The sequence below is a fragment of the Candidatus Megaera polyxenophila genome (genome assembly GCF_029982035.1).
Lineage (GTDB): Bacteria > Pseudomonadota > Alphaproteobacteria > Rickettsiales > Rickettsiaceae > Megaera > Megaera polyxenophila.
Map to the genome: position 1 here is coordinate 1,113,708 of NZ_CP104166.1, position 18,207 is coordinate 1,131,914.

17 protein-coding genes are annotated in these 18,207 nt (G+C 34.4%); 8 read left to right on the forward strand and 9 right to left on the reverse strand.

Translation table 11 applies throughout. From position 1 onward, the window contains the following. Positions 1-5: 5 nt before the first annotated feature. Positions 6-446, reverse strand: coding sequence for a hypothetical protein (locus N3Z16_RS05950; protein WP_282485785.1), 441 nt, complete (start codon positions 444-446; stop codon positions 6-8). Continuing rightward, positions 446-1,075 (reverse strand): COQ9 family protein, encoded by a 630-nt coding sequence (locus tag N3Z16_RS05955; protein ID WP_282485786.1) that lies wholly within the window; start codon positions 1,073-1,075, stop codon positions 446-448. Before N3Z16_RS05955 ends, N3Z16_RS05950 begins: the two co-directional genes overlap by 1 nt. Positions 1,076-1,174: 99 nt before the next feature. Here N3Z16_RS05955 and rpsU point away from each other — a divergent pair, with 99 nt between their 5' ends. Then, positions 1,175-1,372 (forward strand): 30S ribosomal protein S21, encoded by a 198-nt coding sequence (gene rpsU / locus N3Z16_RS05960; RefSeq protein ID WP_223939400.1) that lies wholly within the window; start codon positions 1,175-1,177, stop codon positions 1,370-1,372. 311 nt (positions 1,373-1,683) lie between these two features. Here the strand turns inward: rpsU and N3Z16_RS05965 are convergent, their stop codons facing one another. The 3 genes from N3Z16_RS05965 to N3Z16_RS05975 all read right to left on the reverse strand — a co-directional run bounded on the left by N3Z16_RS05965 (position 1,684) and on the right by N3Z16_RS05975 (position 7,014). Continuing rightward, a complete protein-coding gene (locus N3Z16_RS05965; RefSeq protein ID WP_282485558.1) occupies positions 1,684-2,997 on the reverse strand; it encodes an IS5 family transposase in 1,314 nt (437 codons plus the stop codon). 89 nt (positions 2,998-3,086) lie between these two features. Continuing rightward, positions 3,087-6,281, reverse strand: coding sequence for a UvrD-helicase domain-containing protein (locus N3Z16_RS05970; RefSeq protein ID WP_282485787.1), 3,195 nt, complete (start codon positions 6,279-6,281; stop codon positions 3,087-3,089). Positions 6,282-6,336: 55 nt separating this feature from the next. Then, positions 6,337-7,014 carry a GNAT family N-acetyltransferase gene (locus N3Z16_RS05975; RefSeq protein WP_282485789.1) on the reverse strand — a complete coding sequence of 226 codons (678 nt, stop codon included), beginning with the start codon at positions 7,012-7,014 and terminating at the stop codon, positions 6,337-6,339. Between the two features lie 391 nt (positions 7,015-7,405). On the opposite strand from N3Z16_RS05975, the gene N3Z16_RS05980 reads away from it, so the two are divergent. Continuing rightward, entirely contained in the window at positions 7,406-8,143 is a 738-nt protein-coding gene (locus N3Z16_RS05980) for an SIMPL domain-containing protein (RefSeq protein ID WP_223939397.1), read from the forward strand. A 12-nt stretch (positions 8,144-8,155) separates the two neighbouring features. Beyond that, the gene (locus tag N3Z16_RS05985; protein ID WP_282485790.1) at positions 8,156-8,785 is read left to right on the forward strand and encodes a DUF5394 family protein; all 630 of its coding nucleotides are present in this window, start codon (positions 8,156-8,158) and stop codon (positions 8,783-8,785) included. Between the two features lie 10 nt (positions 8,786-8,795). Here the strand turns inward: N3Z16_RS05985 and N3Z16_RS05990 are convergent, their stop codons facing one another. The 4 genes from N3Z16_RS05990 to N3Z16_RS06005 all read right to left on the reverse strand — a co-directional run bounded on the left by N3Z16_RS05990 (position 8,796) and on the right by N3Z16_RS06005 (position 12,280). After that, entirely contained in the window at positions 8,796-9,536 is a 741-nt protein-coding gene (locus N3Z16_RS05990) for a prepilin peptidase (RefSeq protein ID WP_341850328.1), read from the reverse strand. Next, the gene (tgt, locus tag N3Z16_RS05995; RefSeq protein ID WP_282485792.1) at positions 9,520-10,605 is read right to left on the reverse strand and encodes a tRNA guanosine(34) transglycosylase Tgt; all 1,086 of its coding nucleotides are present in this window, start codon (positions 10,603-10,605) and stop codon (positions 9,520-9,522) included. Before tgt ends, N3Z16_RS05990 begins: the two co-directional genes overlap by 17 nt. A 216-nt stretch (positions 10,606-10,821) precedes the next feature. Next, complete coding sequence (locus tag N3Z16_RS06000; protein WP_282485793.1) at positions 10,822-11,952, reverse strand: IS91 family transposase; 1,131 nt, start codon at positions 11,950-11,952, stop codon at positions 10,822-10,824. A gap of 73 nt (positions 11,953-12,025) precedes the next feature. Beyond that, positions 12,026-12,280, reverse strand: a complete 255-nt coding sequence (locus N3Z16_RS06005; RefSeq protein ID WP_282485543.1) for a hypothetical protein — start codon at positions 12,278-12,280, stop codon at positions 12,026-12,028. A gap of 529 nt (positions 12,281-12,809) precedes the next feature. Between N3Z16_RS06005 and N3Z16_RS06010 the strand changes: the two genes are divergently transcribed. Genes N3Z16_RS06010 through N3Z16_RS06030 form a run of 5 tightly spaced genes read left to right on the forward strand, consistent with a single transcriptional unit; the run spans position 12,810 to position 18,155 of the window. After that, positions 12,810-13,544 (forward strand): VirB8 family type IV secretion system protein, encoded by a 735-nt coding sequence (locus N3Z16_RS06010; RefSeq protein WP_223938339.1) that lies wholly within the window; start codon positions 12,810-12,812, stop codon positions 13,542-13,544. After that, the gene (locus N3Z16_RS06015; RefSeq protein WP_282485794.1) at positions 13,531-13,953 is read left to right on the forward strand and encodes a TrbG/VirB9 family P-type conjugative transfer protein; all 423 of its coding nucleotides are present in this window, start codon (positions 13,531-13,533) and stop codon (positions 13,951-13,953) included. Before N3Z16_RS06010 ends, N3Z16_RS06015 begins: the two co-directional genes overlap by 14 nt. A 3-nt stretch (positions 13,954-13,956) precedes the next feature. Next, positions 13,957-15,414 (forward strand): TrbI/VirB10 family protein, encoded by a 1,458-nt coding sequence (locus N3Z16_RS06020; RefSeq protein ID WP_223938337.1) that lies wholly within the window; start codon positions 13,957-13,959, stop codon positions 15,412-15,414. After that, complete coding sequence (gene virB11, locus N3Z16_RS06025) at positions 15,411-16,394, forward strand: P-type DNA transfer ATPase VirB11 (RefSeq protein ID WP_282485796.1); 984 nt, start codon at positions 15,411-15,413, stop codon at positions 16,392-16,394. Before N3Z16_RS06020 ends, virB11 begins: the two co-directional genes overlap by 4 nt. 3 nt (positions 16,395-16,397) lie before the next feature. Then, positions 16,398-18,155, forward strand: a complete 1,758-nt coding sequence (locus tag N3Z16_RS06030) for a type IV secretory system conjugative DNA transfer family protein (RefSeq protein WP_282485797.1) — start codon at positions 16,398-16,400, stop codon at positions 18,153-18,155. The last annotated feature ends 52 nt before the right edge of the window (positions 18,156-18,207 follow it).

Genomic DNA, 18,207 nt, shown 5'->3' on the forward strand with positions numbered 1-18,207 from the left:
TCTTACTAGTTTTGTGGGAAAGAAGTGCTAAAATCATTCCCTTTGTACACTGCCCTTTTTGTAGGAGGAATAGTTTTTAATAACGTATTACGCCTATTTTCTTTTTCAATTTTAATTTTCTCTTTATTAGTTAAATTCTTATTTTGAGACAAATCTAGCTCTTGAGTTCTTTTATTTGCAAGAGCGTAATTTTGTTGTTGTAAATGCAAGTTGGATTTTTCAATTCTGTCCATCTCCTGGCAACTTAAGTCATAATCGAATAATTTTTGGTTTTTTGATATTAAAGGATCAGTTTTTGTTATTGCTATAGATTCTGGTTCTTGATTCTGGGTGTTAATTTGCGACTCAGATTTTGCAGATGGTGTGCTATGTGCTTCTTTGCTGCTACAACCGAAAAGGCCAGAAATTAGAAAAATATTTATTATAAATAACGTGCTTTTTCTCATTACGACATTAGTCTTAATATTGGTATATCTTCAATAGAAGGAAGTTTTATTTTACTCTTGGTTTGGGCTATATTTATAATCCTTTCTAGGGAAGTTGCAATAAATTCTTTGGTTTTGGTAAAATCTTTTGAATTATCTGATAAGTAAAATAATCGAGAAGATGTATAAACGCCAAGCAAAAGAGCTCGTTTGCTATAATAATTAAAATCCTCGGACTTATCACCGGCATAGCGCCAAATTAGGTCACAAGTGTTGCTGTAGCATTTTGCCCCTGATAAAATATTGGTAGGTAATAAAAATAAAGCATTCTGCTGCAGAATAGCAGCTTTTGGGACTATACCTATTATTCTAACTTCTAAAGCTTTAGCAATTTTTTCCCTAATTTTTAGGGTTTGTTCTTCGGTAAGAAGTAATTCAAGCATTTTTTGGTCTTGCCACGACTCAAATTCCTCTATTATTTGACTTCCTCCTCCTGGAAATAAAATATAATGATAATTTTGCGGAAAATTACATTTTTTTTCAATTTCTTTATATAAATTCTTGTTCCACCGGGTAGTCGATACTAGAAAACTTAATTGACGAAAGAAATTATCTCGTGCTTCTTTGTGTTTTTTAGCTATATCAGTCATCTTAATATTAGCTTTTTAGTTGACAATTAATTTAACTATATAGATAATAAGCATTTATTTCAATCATAGTGTCCTTTAAGGGGGTAAATTTTAGTGTCTGTGCAGGTTAATGTTCATGGTGGAAACGGTGAAAAAGCTATCCGAGATCTGAAAAGAAAGATGCAGAGAGAGCTCGTTTTTCGTTTGATGAAGATGTCGCGTTTTTATGAACCACCGTCAGTAAAAAAAGTTCGCAAAAAACAGGAAACAGAAAGACGTATCCGGAAAAACAATAGAAGAAGAAGATTAGAGTCTTAGTTTTTTGAAAATAATCTAAAATTAGAATAATTAATTTAAGATAAAGAGGCTTAAGCAGTGGTTTGGTTGCTTAGGCCTTTTGTTTATTAGCATTATGCGGCTACATTTACTAGTCTTTCCGTCAAAATTCTAAATTTTTGATGTAGTTTTAATAATTTTAAAAGTCAATCATCGCATTTTTATTTTTTTGGGGTATTTTTTTACCAAAAATATAAAATTTAGGTGCTATGATGGCAAAAATTCACAATTTACTCATGATTCTCTCTTGAGCAATGCTAATTGCTTAAATTATTAAGATTTTCGGAAAATTATTATGCGGTGGATTCTTTGAGAATATTAGTGATTCTACGCAAATTCAAGCCAACGGCAGAGATAAGCGGATTAACGATATCTCCAATTATTCCCTTAAGGTAGTTTCTACCCATACGACCAAAATTCTTTAGATGACCTATTATCGGTTCAATTGCACTTCTCCGCTTTTGCATCTTTTTGTCATCGGTTGATAAAGCTTTCTTGGTCTTGGCGGTAAAAACCTTGCCTTTTTCTTTGAAGTTATGGCCGGTGTAACCAAGATCTACAAAAATTTTGCTAGTCTCCGGACTTAGCTTGCGCAGCTCCGATACCGTTTGATCTAAAGTATGTCCGTCGTAGGGGTTACCGTGAAAAGATTTAACCCCAAGAATAAAGTTGCCTCGGCCGCTTACTGCAATCCCGACTTTGTTACCAAATTCGTAAGGTTTATTCATTTTACCCTTGCCGATACACTCTACCTCCGGAGCATGAAAGCTATAGACTATCTTATGCTCTTTTTTATAAATATCCTTGTCCTTTTTCTTAAGCACAGACTGGGCATGAATATTTTTAACTCTCGTAAAAATGGCGCTATCCTCAGCAGATAGTTCTAATTTTGATTTTTCTATACCTCTCCAGCATATACGGATCAACCTACCTAAGCGGACTTTTAAGCTTATCATTATTTTTCTACGTTGCCTTGCTTTACTATCTTCCTTGTACTTCCAAAGCTTGATCGTCTTATATTTAAAACTCTTGGCGTATGTCTCGTTAAGCGAAATACCAAGTCGTTTACAGAGATCTACTACTTTTGCTCTTGCGGTCTCCATTAAATGTACGTCATGTGGATGTTTGATATTCTTAATCTGTACAGTCGTATCTATAATCGCCGATTCCAAGTCTTTTTTTTTGAGTGCTCCGACCTTCAGTCCTATACGCAAAAGCTCTTTTAGAATCTCTTTATATCCTTCCTCTCCCAGAGCATTGCGGAATCTACGTATAGTCGCCTCCGATACGTCAATATCTTGTTGCATATACTCATAGCCGCAAAAATATTGCCAATATATATTTTCCTTTAATTCTTCCTCCGTAAACGAATCAGAACCGTTATACATAGCTTGCAGCATTGATAGTCCTAGCATTACTCTATGATCCTTCTTATTTCTACCGAATTGCTTGATTTCAACCTTAGCTAATGCCAGCGCTTCAAGTTCAGACCAATTTACCAAATCTCTCAGTTTATATAATTTGTTTTTGCGATTTAGTTGTATAGATAATTTTTCACCAAATAATCTTTCTTGTTTTTGAGAAAAACTAATATTTTCTATAGGCATATACTTTAAAATCCATAAGCTTTATGCGCTAATTATAACATTTTCTTATGGATTTCGTAAGCCATTTATAACATGAAACCCCTTCTAATTCAGGGGTAGAGAGTTTTGACGGAGAGACTTACTATAGTTCCGCTATCAAGCCAAATAATCTTGCAATCTATAATTTTATCCGGATATATTTCTCTAAAAGCTTGTTTATAAAACCTTAATTGCTTGATGTAGGTATCCGGTATTAATCCTTTATTAGATTTACCGGATTTATAATCGATAATGATAATTCGCTCTTTCTGAATTACTAAAAGGTCTACTCTCCCAATTTTTATTTCTGAATCTGTTTTATAGCCAAAAGATAATTCCGTTTTTAAGTCATATTTCGATAATTCGTTGAATTCCTCATTAATTGCTATTTTTTCTAGGCTGGTTTTTATTCTTTTTTGTAAAGAGCTTTCTAATGTAGTAATTAATGGATGATTGAAAATACTAGATAGATTTCTATTTCTCATGGCTTCTTCAAGGATTTTATGAAAGACTAGGCCATACTCGAGTAAATCTGTATTTTTATAAGAAGTGTCGGTTTCAATATTTGTATAAGATAAACGTACGGTTTTATTTAGTTTCCACGGTGTTGGTGGGTTTATTATCTCCTGGTCAGCCTTTTTATTTTCTGCCAAGCAAAGTGATGGTTTTTGGCTACTGGAAACTAAACTGCTATCTCCATAGAGTAAGATACCATTTGCTTCTAAAGAGCCAATGTCCTGGAGAGATTTTTTTATTAATTCGTACCAGCAATTTTCAGGAATTTTGCTGTTGCCCTGATAACCACAGATGATTAAATGATCTTCTGCTCGAGTCATCCCGACGTATAATAATCTTAAATATTCTTGATAAACCTTTTGCTGTTCTTTTGTTTTAATTGTTTCATAAAATGCTGGAATATAAGAAGATGATTTTGCCGATAGTAACTGATTACTTTCATCCCAGATAAATCTATCGCTCATGGTTGGAAGTTTGGTAGTATCACATAATATCACAATCGGAGCTTGCAGACCTTTTGAGCCGTGAACAGTCATGATACGGAGCTTATTTAATGATTCTGTATCTCTTTTTACAGTTATTGGGGTTTTTACAAACCAATAAATAAAGTTTTGTAAAGAATTTCCATATTCAAGAAAATAGTCATTACTAAGTTTAATGAATTCATCGATTGCTTCATCATTTTTATTCATGATGTTCCTATAATCCATTACATCAGTGATATATGGAAAGAAATTGTTTAAAGGAAAAGAGCGATATAGGGCTAAAAACTCTTCTAGTTTATCTTTTATTAAAAAATATTGCTCCGATAATTTTACATATTCCCATAAGGATAATTTATTTGCCCGAGCAGCAATAACCAGTTTATAAAGCTCGTGTTCCGATAAGCCTAAAATAGGAGACTTAATTAATGTAGCTAAATTTAAATCATTTTCAGGATTTAATACAAAATTTGCAATAGCAATTAGATCTGCGACCGCCAGATCGTCAGCTAGAGATATTCTATCAAGTCCTGTTATGTCGATTTTAGCTTCTTTTAAAGCTTTGATGACCTCATCCGTGAAATCATCCCTGCTCCGGAAAAGGATCATGAAATCTTGAGCTGATATCTTGTTATTTGTAGAAGGCAAAATCCTACCGCTGCTTATTTGTTCTTTAACGTAATTAGCAATTTTTTTTGCCAAAATAACCTTGCTATTATTTTGTGTGTTTTCTGGGCAGATGGGCCAAAATTCATCAGCTGCATCACCGCCTTCATTACTGCATAAAGGCCATAACTGAACTAGCCCATTATGTGCATTACGATAAGGTATCATTTCTGGTAAATTAGCTTTAAAGTCTTCAGGGCTATTTTTTGCTATTTTGTTAAATACATCCTTTACACAGGTAAGAATTTCTTTAGTGGAACGGTACGAGACATTAAGATCAATTGTTTCAAAAACTTTTTTCCCTTCTTTTAGTTTATCGTTTAGAAATTTATTCATATAGGAAAAGGCAGAAATATCAGCTCCTTGGAAACTAAAAATCGATTGTTTTTCGTCTCCTACTACAAAGATCGTTCTGCTTTTGTTATTACCGGATTCTCCAGAATAAAATTCTTGGGCTAAAGCTTCTATTATACGCCATTGGCTATTACTTGTATCTTGAGCCTCGTCCACTAGTAAATGTTCTATACCGCCGTCTAATTTATATAGTACCCATTCCTTTGCCGTGGAATTTGTCAGTAAACTTTGAGTATGAAGTATTAGATCATCATAATCAAGAAAAGCGTTTTTGGTTTTGTATGACTCGAATTCTAGAATCAATTTTTCTGCTAATATCTCAAATAATTTTGAGTTTAAAAGTAAATTTTCTGTTTTTTTAACTTGATCGAGTTGGTAGATTTGGTCTTGAATTTTTTCCAGTTCTTCGTATAGGTCAGAGCCAGGAGAAGCTATTTTTTTAGTTACGATTCTTTTTTTCTTTTCTCCGGATAATGTTAAAAAGAAAGGCTTAATATCTTTGCTTGCAAGATCAGCTCCAAGTGAATCTAGGATTAAATTCTTGATATCAGAATTAGATATAACTTCTATCGAAATATTTGGATCATGTTTTGCTAAATTGTTAATGCATTCTAATCCGCTAAGCTCGGGATTGCTTTCGGCAGATAAAGAGGTGAGCTTTTTTGTTAATATCTTTGTTTTTATAGAAATTATTTCATTAAAAATATCATCGATGGTTAATTCATGAAAGTTCTCTATAAGAAAATTAATAACATGCTGAATTTCAGGGAGGTTGAATATTTGCCTTTTTATATCTCTTATTATCTTATTAACCTTGAATTCGTCAATAATTTTGAAATGAGGAGAAATTCCTGCTTCTAGCGGGAATTTCTTTAAAATTTTCTGGCAAAAAGAGTGAATAGTGTAAATATTTATTTGATCTTGAGTTTTTAGATATAATTCAAAGAGTGATGATGCCTTAATTAACTCATCTTTAGTCGGTTTTCTACCCAGTGTGTTTTGCAAACTATCTAGTAAGTCCTCTTGTGAAGAGTGTGACCATTTTTGAAACTGGGCAATTATCCTTTCCTGCATCTCATTAGCGGCAGCATTAGTGAAAGTTAAGCACAGGATTTTGTTAAATGGCACGTTTTGCAAGAGAAGGCGGAGTACACGATCCGTTAAGATTTTTGTTTTACCAGTACCAGCTGATGCTGATACCCAGGTTGATAAGGTAGGATCTGAAGCTTTCAGTTGTAGAATACTCATATAAATGTTCTATTTTAAAAATCAGAAAATTTTAGCGCTAAATAGTTTTATTAATCTATATCGTCTTATAGATTGAATCACTAGATTCTATTAAAATTACAACATCGCTAGAGAAATTATAAAAGTTATTTGATCGTATTTTGGTATACCACTCTTCTTTAAGTACACTATAGTAAACTGTATCACGGCGTCTATTATCTGGCATAAGAGTGTGGCTTCGTAAAACCCCTTCTTCCATCGCACCAATTTTAATAAGACCAGCTCTTGCTCTTACATTAAGCACATCTGTCTTAAATTCTACTCTTTCCATATTCAAGTAATCAAATGCAAAATTTAATAAATGAAACTTTGCGTTTTTATTAATACCAGTTCCTTGGGACAAGGTTTCTATCCAACTCCAGCCTATTTCTATCCTATTATCTTTTGGAGAAAAATTCCCAAAGGCTGTAGATCCAACCACCTTATCCGTTTTTATATCCTCAACAACAAAATGATATCGTAAACCTAAACTTCTTTGTTGTACTGCGTCGTTAATATAATCTTCCATATCTTGTTCTTTACGCATTTTAATAGCAAAATATTTCCAGATTGCGTAGTCTGAATGAAAATTAGAAAAAGTAGACATATCCTCTATTTTTAATGGCCTTAACCTTACTATTTCATTATTGAGAATAATGTCATACTTAAAAAAATTTGTTTTATTCTCAGCTACGGCAACTTTAAAATTGTTCATATTTTTCTCTATATTAATGTTAATACATGAATTACTATAGTATTTAACAATCCCTTTTGCGCCATTAAGGATGGGATATTATTTGTCTTATTAATTTTACTTACAATCTAATGTTTCAATGGTTGATACCATAAGCAATATCATATAAGTAAAATACATACATAAATTATACCACTTACCTTGAGCGGGGTAAGCTTTTTTATTTCGAGCTGCCAACATTTATAATTGCTAAGGATTAATATAAAATGTCTATTTTGCAACTGGCTGAGTAGTTTTTCTTAAAAAAAATATTAATATTTTAGATTAACTTAATTTTCTCGCTACAATTTGAATGAGGTAGGCTTTAACTAGCTTAATATTAAGTTTGAGTTAAATTTTAAAGATGGATCAAATGGGCAAAATTATAAATATTAAATTCTTGCAAGTTTTATTAATATTTTCTGCATTTATAGGGCTTAAAGCTTACGGTGATGATGTTAACAAAGAAGACGGTACATATCTAAATTTATCCGTTACTGAAACAAAACAGGTAGAACCGGATATACTTATTGCTAATTTGCGCTATGAAAGTGAATCTGAATCTGCAAAAGAAGTACAGAATAAAATTAACCAGATGATGAAAAAAGCGTTATCTGTAGCGGAGAAGAAGGAAAATATAGAAGTTTCTACCGAACAGTATTCAGTGTATAAATTTTCCAAACCAGTTAAACAAGGAGCAACTGAAAAAGAATTATGGAAAGGGTCTCAGTCTATTGTTATAAAGAGTAAATCTACGGAGGATATACTTGCTTTATCCGGACAATTGCAGGAAATAGGATTAGTAATGAGTGACCTACATTATGAAGTTTCCATTGCAAAAATTGAAGAAACCCGTACCTCCATGGTCGAAAACGCTATCAACAAACTATTATCCCATGCTAAAAGAGTAGCTGGTATTATTGGTTTAAAAGAAGTTAAGATAAAAAACATTAACATTGAAGGCGATAATCGTTATCCACCTGTTCCTTATCCTAAATTAATGCGTACAGCTGCAGCAAATGTGGTAAGTAGCATAACTGCTCCGATTTCTGCCCCTGGAAAAATTGATATAACATTGAATATTTCAGCTACCATTTTACTTAAAAATTAATTGGAATAATTTATGCCTTTGGAAGACCAATCGGAAGCTAGTTTTAATGATTCTCTTTCCGAAAAGTACGAGTCAGAAATGGCTGAGATACTAGAAGAATTAAAGAAAGATGCCAATGTTGGTAAAGCTATTGATCGCATTATCGAAGAAGCAGATGAGCTTGGTGAAATGCAAAGCAAACTAATTTTATTGATAAAACAACACTTAGCTAAAAGTGAGTTAAAAATTGATAAATTAACTGGTAAAAAAATCAAATTTAATGATGAGGAGGTAGAACAGGACATCAGTAAATTTACTCGCGACCTTATTACAAAATATGAAGGGGCGGATCGTGATATTGACGCAAATAACAGTATAAATGATAAATATCCTTTAGATGCCAAGGCAAAAGCTAACATAAAGAAAACCATCAAGGAATTTGCTATATATGAGGTTTATAAAGTAATGAATCCAAGAAGAATAGCAGGGGAAACTAAGAAAGATAATTATGCTCATAACATGATGATAGGCGGAGAAAAGCGAGCCAGTAAGTATGAGGGGGGCAAAGAATCAGATTTAAAATCTTATGGGGAAGCAGAAGTTAGACGGATAGAACGGGCTAGTAAGACTTTCCAGAAGGGTGGCGGAGGATTAGGTATATAGGATTCATTAATTAATTGCTTGCCATAAAGTTGTATAAACTAATAAAAAATAAATTTACCAGGCTGATAGGGTAAAATACTCTCTGCTTTATAAGCTTAGAAAATAGGTAGGCAAGAGTAATGCTAGTTACAAAAAATAATACGCTCTCGTTCCGACACCATAGACTTGCTGGTAAAATCAGGTGTACTAAAAGTTTACCATAGTTATATGGACTTTTATCCTCTACCCCTTCGCGAATTATCCATAAGCTTAATATACAACCTAAAGATAAACTTGCCAGCCATGCGAAAATCTCTTGATCGGTTAACGTGCGGTAAATTATGCCTGTTATAATAATACCTAAAGTAATCCTTGTTGGAATAAAATCATGGTCTAAATATATGAAAATATTTAAGATAGCGAGTGCTGCAAAACAAAAATAAAGGAAAAAATAGTCTAAATCCTGACCAGTAAGGTAGTATAAAACTATTGCTATTATTCCTATTAAAATTTCAAGCATTATATATGATTTATTAATCGGGGCATGGCAGTAATTACATTTTCCACGGGTGCTAAACCAACTTAAAATCGGGAGGTATTCGTAAAAGACTAAAACATGATTACAATTTGAGCAAAATGGAGGCCTGGTCAATTTTTGGTTAAATCCGCTAATCATGATATTTCTAGGTAAACGGTAAAATAAAGTAGTAGTGAAGTTACCGATTAATACTCCAAATAAGAAAAGGCTTATATAACTAACAATCAAAATCAAAATCCCTACCTTCTTTAATATATGCTCTAATTCTGGACATTAATCCTTGAAAATATTGAATATTATGCCATGTCATTAACATTGAGCCAATTATCTCCCCGACCCTAACAGTATGATGCAAGTATGCTTTGCTATAATTAGCACACGCTGGGCAAGGACAATCTTGTTCAAGAGGTGTGTTATCATCTGCATATTTACTGTTACGGATATTTACGGTTCCATATTTGGTAAATGCTTGGCCGTTTCTCCCAGATCGTGTTGGAATTACGCAATCAAACATATCCACACCTCTTTTTACTGCTCCGATAATATCAGATGGTTTACCTACTCCCATAAGGTAACGAGGTTTGTCTTCCGGTAAAAAAGCAGGGGCATAATCTAGAATGGAAAACATTATATCTTGGCCTTCCCCCACGGCTAATCCTCCTATAGCATACCCTTCAAAATCAAGTTCAATAAGGTCAGAAGCTGATTTTTCTCTTAATTCCTGGTATATTCCGCCTTGCATAATACCGAATTGAGCATATCCTGGCCTTTGAACAAAAGAGTTTCGCGACCTTTCTGCCCATCTGGAAGTTAATTCCATTGAAGATTTAGCTTGCTTAAAAGTTGCTGGGTACGGTGTGCATTCGTCAAAAACCATACTGATGGTGCTACCGAGTAAATACTGAATTTCTGTTGATCTTTCCGGAGTAAGCATATGTTTACTTCCATCAATGTGAGACCTGAATTCTACTCCCTCTTCTGTAATTTTTCGTAAATCAGATAATGACATTACCTGAAATCCTCCGGAATCTGTAAGAATCGGTCCGGCCCAGTTCATAAACTTATGGAGGCCGCCAAGTTTAGCAATTCTTTCTGCTCCTGGTTTTAACATTAAATGGTAAGTATTGCCAAGAATGATATCACTTCCGGTAGACTTTACCGATTCTGGGAACATTGCCTTTACTGCCGCCCGTGTGCCGACAGGCATAAATGCAGGGGTTTGGATAGTGCCATGGGCTGTTTCAATAAATCCTGTTCGTGCTTTGTTATTAGTTGCTTTTAACTGGAATTTAAATTTATTCATTATTATTTTATATAGTATAGGAAATTCAAAATTTGCAACCAGAAAAATCATCAATCAGCTTTTTAAAAATTCGTTTAATAAATATGTAGTTACCAGCCACAATATTAGAAATTATCAACACTTTTACAAAAATCTCTGCCAGAATCTATCTAAAAATAGGTTCAGTTTTACAAATTATGTGGCCAAGACGTGAAAGAAGTGTTCGCCATAATGATGTTATCTAGGCGTTGATAATAATTCATTGGTTCTTATTAATAACAATGGCGGAGATAAACCGTAATAAACTTGCCGCAGATTCATACATTTATTGCAATTATAGCAAAACAGAGGATCTATTTTAAAATTCAACCAAATCATTAATCTCCAACTAATGAGCTTAGTTTTCTTATGAACGATTTGATTAATTGCCTTATATACGATAGGTAATTGTACGCCCCTAGTTCTATTAGATAAAAAACCGTAATACCTAATCATTCGAAAATAACGATCTGGTATATGCATAATCAGACTAGCTATGAACTGCATCACGGGCATAGTTATGCGATCAATTGTATTATTATAGTGATCAAGAAATTTAAACGTTACCTGCTTTCCGTCGTAATTTTCTATTCTTGTCTCGGAAATAGGGGGGCGTTTTATATACCGCCCTAAATATTCTATGTTGCGTTTATGATCATCCGATGGTTTTTGTAAATAAACATACCAACTGATTTCGTATAAACTACTCATCCAGTTATTAAAATTCTCAGCATTTTGATATGCGGACGGCAACTTCAAATTACTTGAGATATATTGAAAGCGAAATAACTCAAGGACTCTATGTCTCCACATTTTTTTAATAGGTTCGGCAGGAAAAAATAATTTTTGCCACTTGCCTTTGCTATTTATACCGCCGCAAGTAACCGATAAATGGATATGAACATTGCGTTTTAAATCTCTACCGAAAGTGTGTAAGGCAGTAAATATACCAACCACAAGATTTTTCTTTGTAGCTATCTCCTTAATAATTCCTGCTGCAATACCGGAAATCAATCCAAACAGATCACGATTGAGCCAAAATATCGGCCATAAAGAGTCCGGCATTGTAAATGTAATGTGCTGCCATCGTGTTTTTGGTAGAACATTGCTAGCCTTACTCACCCATTGATCCGTTTGTTTCTTACCACAACGAGAACAAAACCTACCTTTACAGCTGAATGCTACCGATTTATTGCGGTTACAATCACGGCAGCTATAACGTTTAAATCCTAAATATTTCGTTCCACACGATATAACTTTAGTGACGTTGAAAATAATGCCGTATCTTAGCTTGCCGTATTTTTTAGCGAAATCGAGACCAATTACCACGGTCTAGAAAAATATGTTTTATAGATATTCCTTTACCGACTATTTCCATAAATTACTTATAGTTAATGTTTTCTTACCAAGGAATCTTTCTTCCTTTGCGTTCTAAATCAAATTCTTTACAATCAGGGCAATAGTAAACAGAATTATACTTATGATTGGGAGATATTTTTCGCAACATTATCCAGAAAGCCTTGGCTATTTCCTTATCTCCTTCGGAAAAAATCTTTTTGATCCTGCTGTAAGGAATTGCTTGCTCTTTAGAAATGGCCTTAAGAGTTTTTACCGCTAATTCATTGACCAAATGCTGCTCAGAGTGCAAGTTACTCATAACTCAATTATATATTATCTTATGTATGTCTAACATTCAGTCTTTATAACTCAAGTTAAAACAAATCAAATACCAGTATTATAATCCTCCATAAATATTTATCGGTCAAGGGTATCTTCTTTTAAGCTGCCACCGATAGGTGGCTTATCTTGTATTTCTCTATGGCAGATTAAATTATTTAATATACCTAGGGTCACAAACTAATCAAGATGAAATAAACCGAATAATTTTCTAAACCTTCAGAGCTTAAGCTATTAAACTGCTAAGAGCTTAAAATTGAGGAATTAAAGCAAGGAATTCTTTATATAGAGGAAAAACTATAATCTAAAAGCAACTGCTAATAAAAAAAATCTCAGTAAATCAGATTCCTTTAATCTTTTTGTTTATTTTATTCTGCTAGCTGATACATAATCAATAACCAAAGGGTCTTATGATGAATCTACGGATGCAAATAGCTGAGCATCTAAATGTTTTTAGGCTATAGTCTGTGAAATTTGTCTAAAGATATCACAAAATTGGCAATTGTATTATGTTCAAGTTAAGCGAGCTATTAGAAAAGTTTAAAAGAAAATCTGGTTTTATTCAAGAAAGCAAAATTCAAGCAACCCAAGAAGAAGGTCAGGGATCTATTAAACAAATCAGGAATTGGTATGAGGAAAGATTCCAAAATGTAGCAGTTCAAAGAAATTTGTTATTTGTACTGCTTCTCATCCTTTTATGCTTATGTATCATTTCTGTTGCTGCAGTTGGTTACGTAGTAAATATTAAACGTTTTGATCCGTTTGTCATACAAATTGATGATACAACCGGAATGGCCAAGATTGTTAATCCTTTAAATTCTTCTGTTCTTATGGGTAATGATTCATTGGCTCAATATTTTATCAAAAGATATGTCTCTGCTAGAGAAACCTATAATCCGGTGGATTTTGATACTGAAGCAATGAAAACTGTCAGGTTGTTATCTTCTAGTTCGGTCTATTGGTCATATCGTAATTCTCTAAAAAATAACGAAATTAATCCAACTATCAAATATGGCCAAAAAAACACCACTTTTCTACTGGTTAAGTCATGGTCAAAACTTGCTGATAAAAAATTTATGTTAAGATTTTCTATAAATGAAACTGCAGGAGCACGAAAAGTGTTTAACAAAATTGCTATTGTTGAGTTTGATTACTTGCCAATGGAACTAACAGATAGTGATAGAGATACTAATCCAATAGGTTTTCAAGTAACAGGTTATAGGGTAGATGATGATAATAGTTAGAATTTTATTTGTAATAACAATGCTTTTTACTTCGGTAGCTAATGCAAGTATGTATGACGATAGTGACGAGTTGTCACTTACAACAGATAGTAGGATTAAAACTTATATATATAACCCTAATGAAGTCTATCTGCTAGTGCTTCATTATGGTTTTCAATCTCATATTGAATTTGCTAAAAACGAGACTATAGAAACAATAACGCTAGGGGAATCGTTTGCTTGGAAATTAACTCCCCTTGGCAATAAATTATTTATTAAACCGATGGAAAAAAATATTCGTACTAATATGACGATTATCACTAACAAAAGAACTTATCAATTTGACATTGTTTCCAAAGAATTGGAAGACGAGAATGATAAAGATTTGGTATATGTTGTTAGATTCCAATACCCAAAAAAAGCTAGGTAATTTATGGCTAAAGAGAATAACATTGCAGAACCAGAAAAAGTTCAAACCGATCTTCCCGAAGTTGAGCAAGAATTATCTAAAGTAGCAACGAATCCAAAACAGAGCATAATAATTTTGGTTGTGGTTGCTGGGGTTTTTCTCTATTTATTCTTTAACTTATTTGTCGGTTCTGGAGATACTCCAAAACAGACTTCCAATCCGATCCCTGATAATGTTGTAAAACCAGTTCAGATTCCTGTTGATACTGCTATTCCGGCTATACCAGCTCTCCCTACTCCTCCAAAACTAGAAGACCCAGCATTACCTCCTCCTCCTCCAGTACCAGCTACTCAAGATGTGATGCCTCCGTCGCCCTTATCTCAAGATAAAACACCTTTGCCGATGCCGGAGAGCTCTAAGGATGTTAATTTGTCACCTGCTAATCCAACCCTTCCACTTGATATAAGATCTCAAAGTGATGAAGCAAAGAAAAAGCTAGAAGCAAAAAGAAAATCAGCAATAGTTTTGATTGCTGGAGCTCCAAAACCTAAAACACCAGAACAGGTAGAACAAGAGACCGATTTTAAGCAAAGGGGTGATATGCACCTTATTCTTGGTAGGGGGAAAATGTTGGACGCAATTATTGAGTCTGCAGTCAACACAGATTTTGGGGGAGAAATTCGGGCTATTATAAGTAGAGATGTTTATTCCGAATGGGGACGTAATATACTTATACCAAAAGGCTCAAGAGTGTTTGGCACATATAATACTGGGACTAATGGAGCTTACGGCCGCATTGCAATTGAATGGACCAGAATAGATTTGCCAACAACGGGGTATACCATAAATTTTGGTGGTACAGGGATGGATAATCTCGGTAGGAAAGGACAGCAAGGAAGAGTAGACAACAAGTTTAAAGAACGTTTCAGCAATGCTGTGTTAAGATCAGCATTTAATATTGCCCTTGCAAGTACCCTGGATTCCATAGTAAAACCTGTGGAAAGCTCTCAGTCTGCTTCGACTCAATCAGCAGCAGCCTCAGCAGCTTTGACCAGCACTACGAGTATTTCTACTCAAGCAGGGCTTGATGATAATCAGAAATTTACGCAAATTTGTACAACTGTACCTACTGCTATAACAGATAAAACTTCAACTCTTTATACTTCTATAAATACAGCTTGTACTACTATACCAGTCCAGCAGGCTAGTGCTACTCCTGCTCAGAAACTTGCTGCTCTTGTTAGTGCTATCACTACTGCCTGTACTACGGCTTCACAGGAAAGTACTGCAAGTACTACTCCATCTCAGACGCAAACAGCATCTACTCAGGCATTTAAGGACATTACTGATGTTGCGAAAGAGTTATTGGAAAAACAGAAATTTGATCCAACAATTACTATAGACCAGGGAACTTTAATCAAGATTTATGTAAACAAAGATTATAAATTTCCTAAAGCAGCAATTAAGAATGTAATGAAATGAGTTTTGCAGCACTAGAAACCTATCTATTACCCTTTAAAAATATATTTGCCGAGGAAGGGGTAAACGAGCTTATGATCAATAAACCAGGAGAGGTTTGGGTTGAAAAAGCAGGAGACCTTAGAATGGAATCATTACCTGAGATAGATATAGATCATTTACTAGGTCTTGGCAGATTAATAGCCCAATCTACTGATCAGGTAATCTCAGAAGAAAAGCCACTATTATCTGCTACCCTGCCAAATGGCTATCGTGTTCAAATCGTTTTTCCTCCAGCTGTTGAGCCTAATATTGCTGCTTTTGCCATAAGGAAGGGTAGTACTATGCACTTATCCCTAGACCAATATGCGGAAAGAGGAGCATTTGATAACACTAGCACTAAAGAAATAGTAGATGAGAATGATGCTATTTTGAGAAACTATTTGAAAGAAGGAAAAAGTAAAGAGTTCATAAAACATGCCGTTATTTCTAAAAAAAATATTATTATAAGCGGGGGTACTTCAACTGGTAAAACGACTTTCACTAACGCTGCTCTAGGAGAAATACCTACTCATGAAAGATTGATTACTGTAGAAGATGCCAGAGAAGTAATTCTTCATAAGCATCCTAATCGGGTTCATTTACTTGCCTCCAAGGGCGGGCAGGGACGAGCTAAAGTTACAACTCAAGACCTAATTGAAGCCTGCCTTAGGCTCAGGCCTGATAGAATTATTGTTGGAGAGCTTAGGGGAGCAGAAGCTTTTAGCTTTTTAAGAGCCATAAATACGGGGCATCCTGGGTCTATTTCTACTTTGCATGCTGATGCACCGTCAATGGCTTTGGAACAGCTCAAATTAATGGTAATGCAAGCTGGCCTTGGAATGCCTCCGGACGAGATAAAGAAATATATCCTTGCCGTTGTTGATATCGTTGTACAATTAAAGCGTGGTAGCGGCGGGAAGAGATATGTTTCTGAAATTTATTTTAAGAATATGGAGGAATAAAAGATGGAATTTAACGCAATAATACGAAAAGCACGTACCATCTTTGGGCATTTAGTCATTCATCCTTTTGTATTATTCTGCACGTTATGGCTAAATGGTGTATTAGTTGCTTTTGCAACTAATGAAATTGGGTTAATAGGTCTTGATTCTACTGCAATCCTTATAGCTTACAAATGGACCTATTGGCTCATAAACTCGTGGCCACAGCTTAGTTTTGAGGCATATAACTACTTAAAAATCAAGCTTGTTCTAGCTATAATTGTTCCAGAAATAATGGTTGGATTATATTATATTAAGAACTTTAAAAGAATAAAAGCTCTCCAGTTTTTTCTTCCAAAAGAATCTGTATACGGTTCAGCTGATTGGGCTTCTCAAGCTGATATTGAGAGAGCGAATTTAAGAGCAAAACACGGTATGCTGCTTGGTCAGGATGATGTGGGATATTTTGTAGCTGATGGATTCCAACATTCATTATTATTTGCTCCAACTGGTTCGGGTAAAGGTGTGGGCTTTGTAATACCAAACCTGTTATTTTGGGAAGATTCCGTGGTGGTTCATGATATCAAATTAGAAAATCACTTGCTTACCAGTGGATGGCGAGCAAAAGCGGGTCAAAAAGTATATGTTTGGGAACCTTCTAATCCTGACGGGGTAACGCATTGTTATAACCCAATAGATTGGGTTAGCAGTAAACCTGGTCAAATGGTTGATGACGTCCAGAAAATTTCCAATTTAATAATGCCTGAAAAAGATTTCTGGAATAACGAAGCCAGGAGTTTATTTTTAGGGGTGGTTTTATACCTGCTTGCAGATCCGACAAAAACAAAATCTTTTGGGCAGGTTGTAAGAACGATGCGTAGTGATGATGTGGTCTATAACCTTGCCGTAGTACTTGATACGCTGGGTGATGCAATACATCCGGTTGCTTATATGAATATTGCCGCCTTTTTACAAAAAGCTGATAAAGAGCGTTCAGGGGTTATATCTACCATGAACTCTTCCCTGGAGCTTTGGGCAAATCCTTTAATTGATTCAGCAACTGCTTCCTCTGATTTTAACATTATGGAATTTAAAAAAGTTAAAACTACTGTTTATGTAGGTTTAACTCCAGATAATATACAACGGCTGCAAAGGTTAATGCAGATTTTTTACCAGCAGGCTACAGAATTTTTGAGCAGAAAAATGCCCAATACAAAAGAAGAACCTTACGGTGTAATGTTCTTAATGGATGAGTTTCCGACGCTTGGAAAAATGGATCAGTTCAAGGCTGGAATTGCCTATTTTAGGGGGTATAGGGTACGCTTATTCTTAATTATTCAAGATACCCAGCAATTAAAGGGAACTTATGAAGATGCAGGAATGAATTCCTTCTTGTCGAATTCTACTTTCCGTATTACTTTTGCTGCTAACAATTATGAAACAGCAAACTTAATATCTCAATTATGCGGAAATAAAACAGTGGAGCAAACTTCATTTAATAAACCTTTATTTTTTGATTTAAATATTTCAACTAGAACGCAAAGTGTTTCAAAAGTACAAAGAGCATTACTACTACCGCAAGAGGTTATACAACTTCCAAGGGACGAGCAAATTATACTTATTGAATCTTTTCCTCCAATCAAGTCAAAGAAAATTAAATATTTCGAAGATAAGTTCTTTACAAGTAGGCTTTTACCGCCTACATTTATACCAACTCAAGAGCCTTATGACCCAAAAGCGAATAATAATGTCAAAAAAGAGGAAGCTGAGTCAGTAGAGTAGTAATCTCCTCTACGAAGGGTGTTAAGCCTAAGAATTACACTAGAAATTTTAT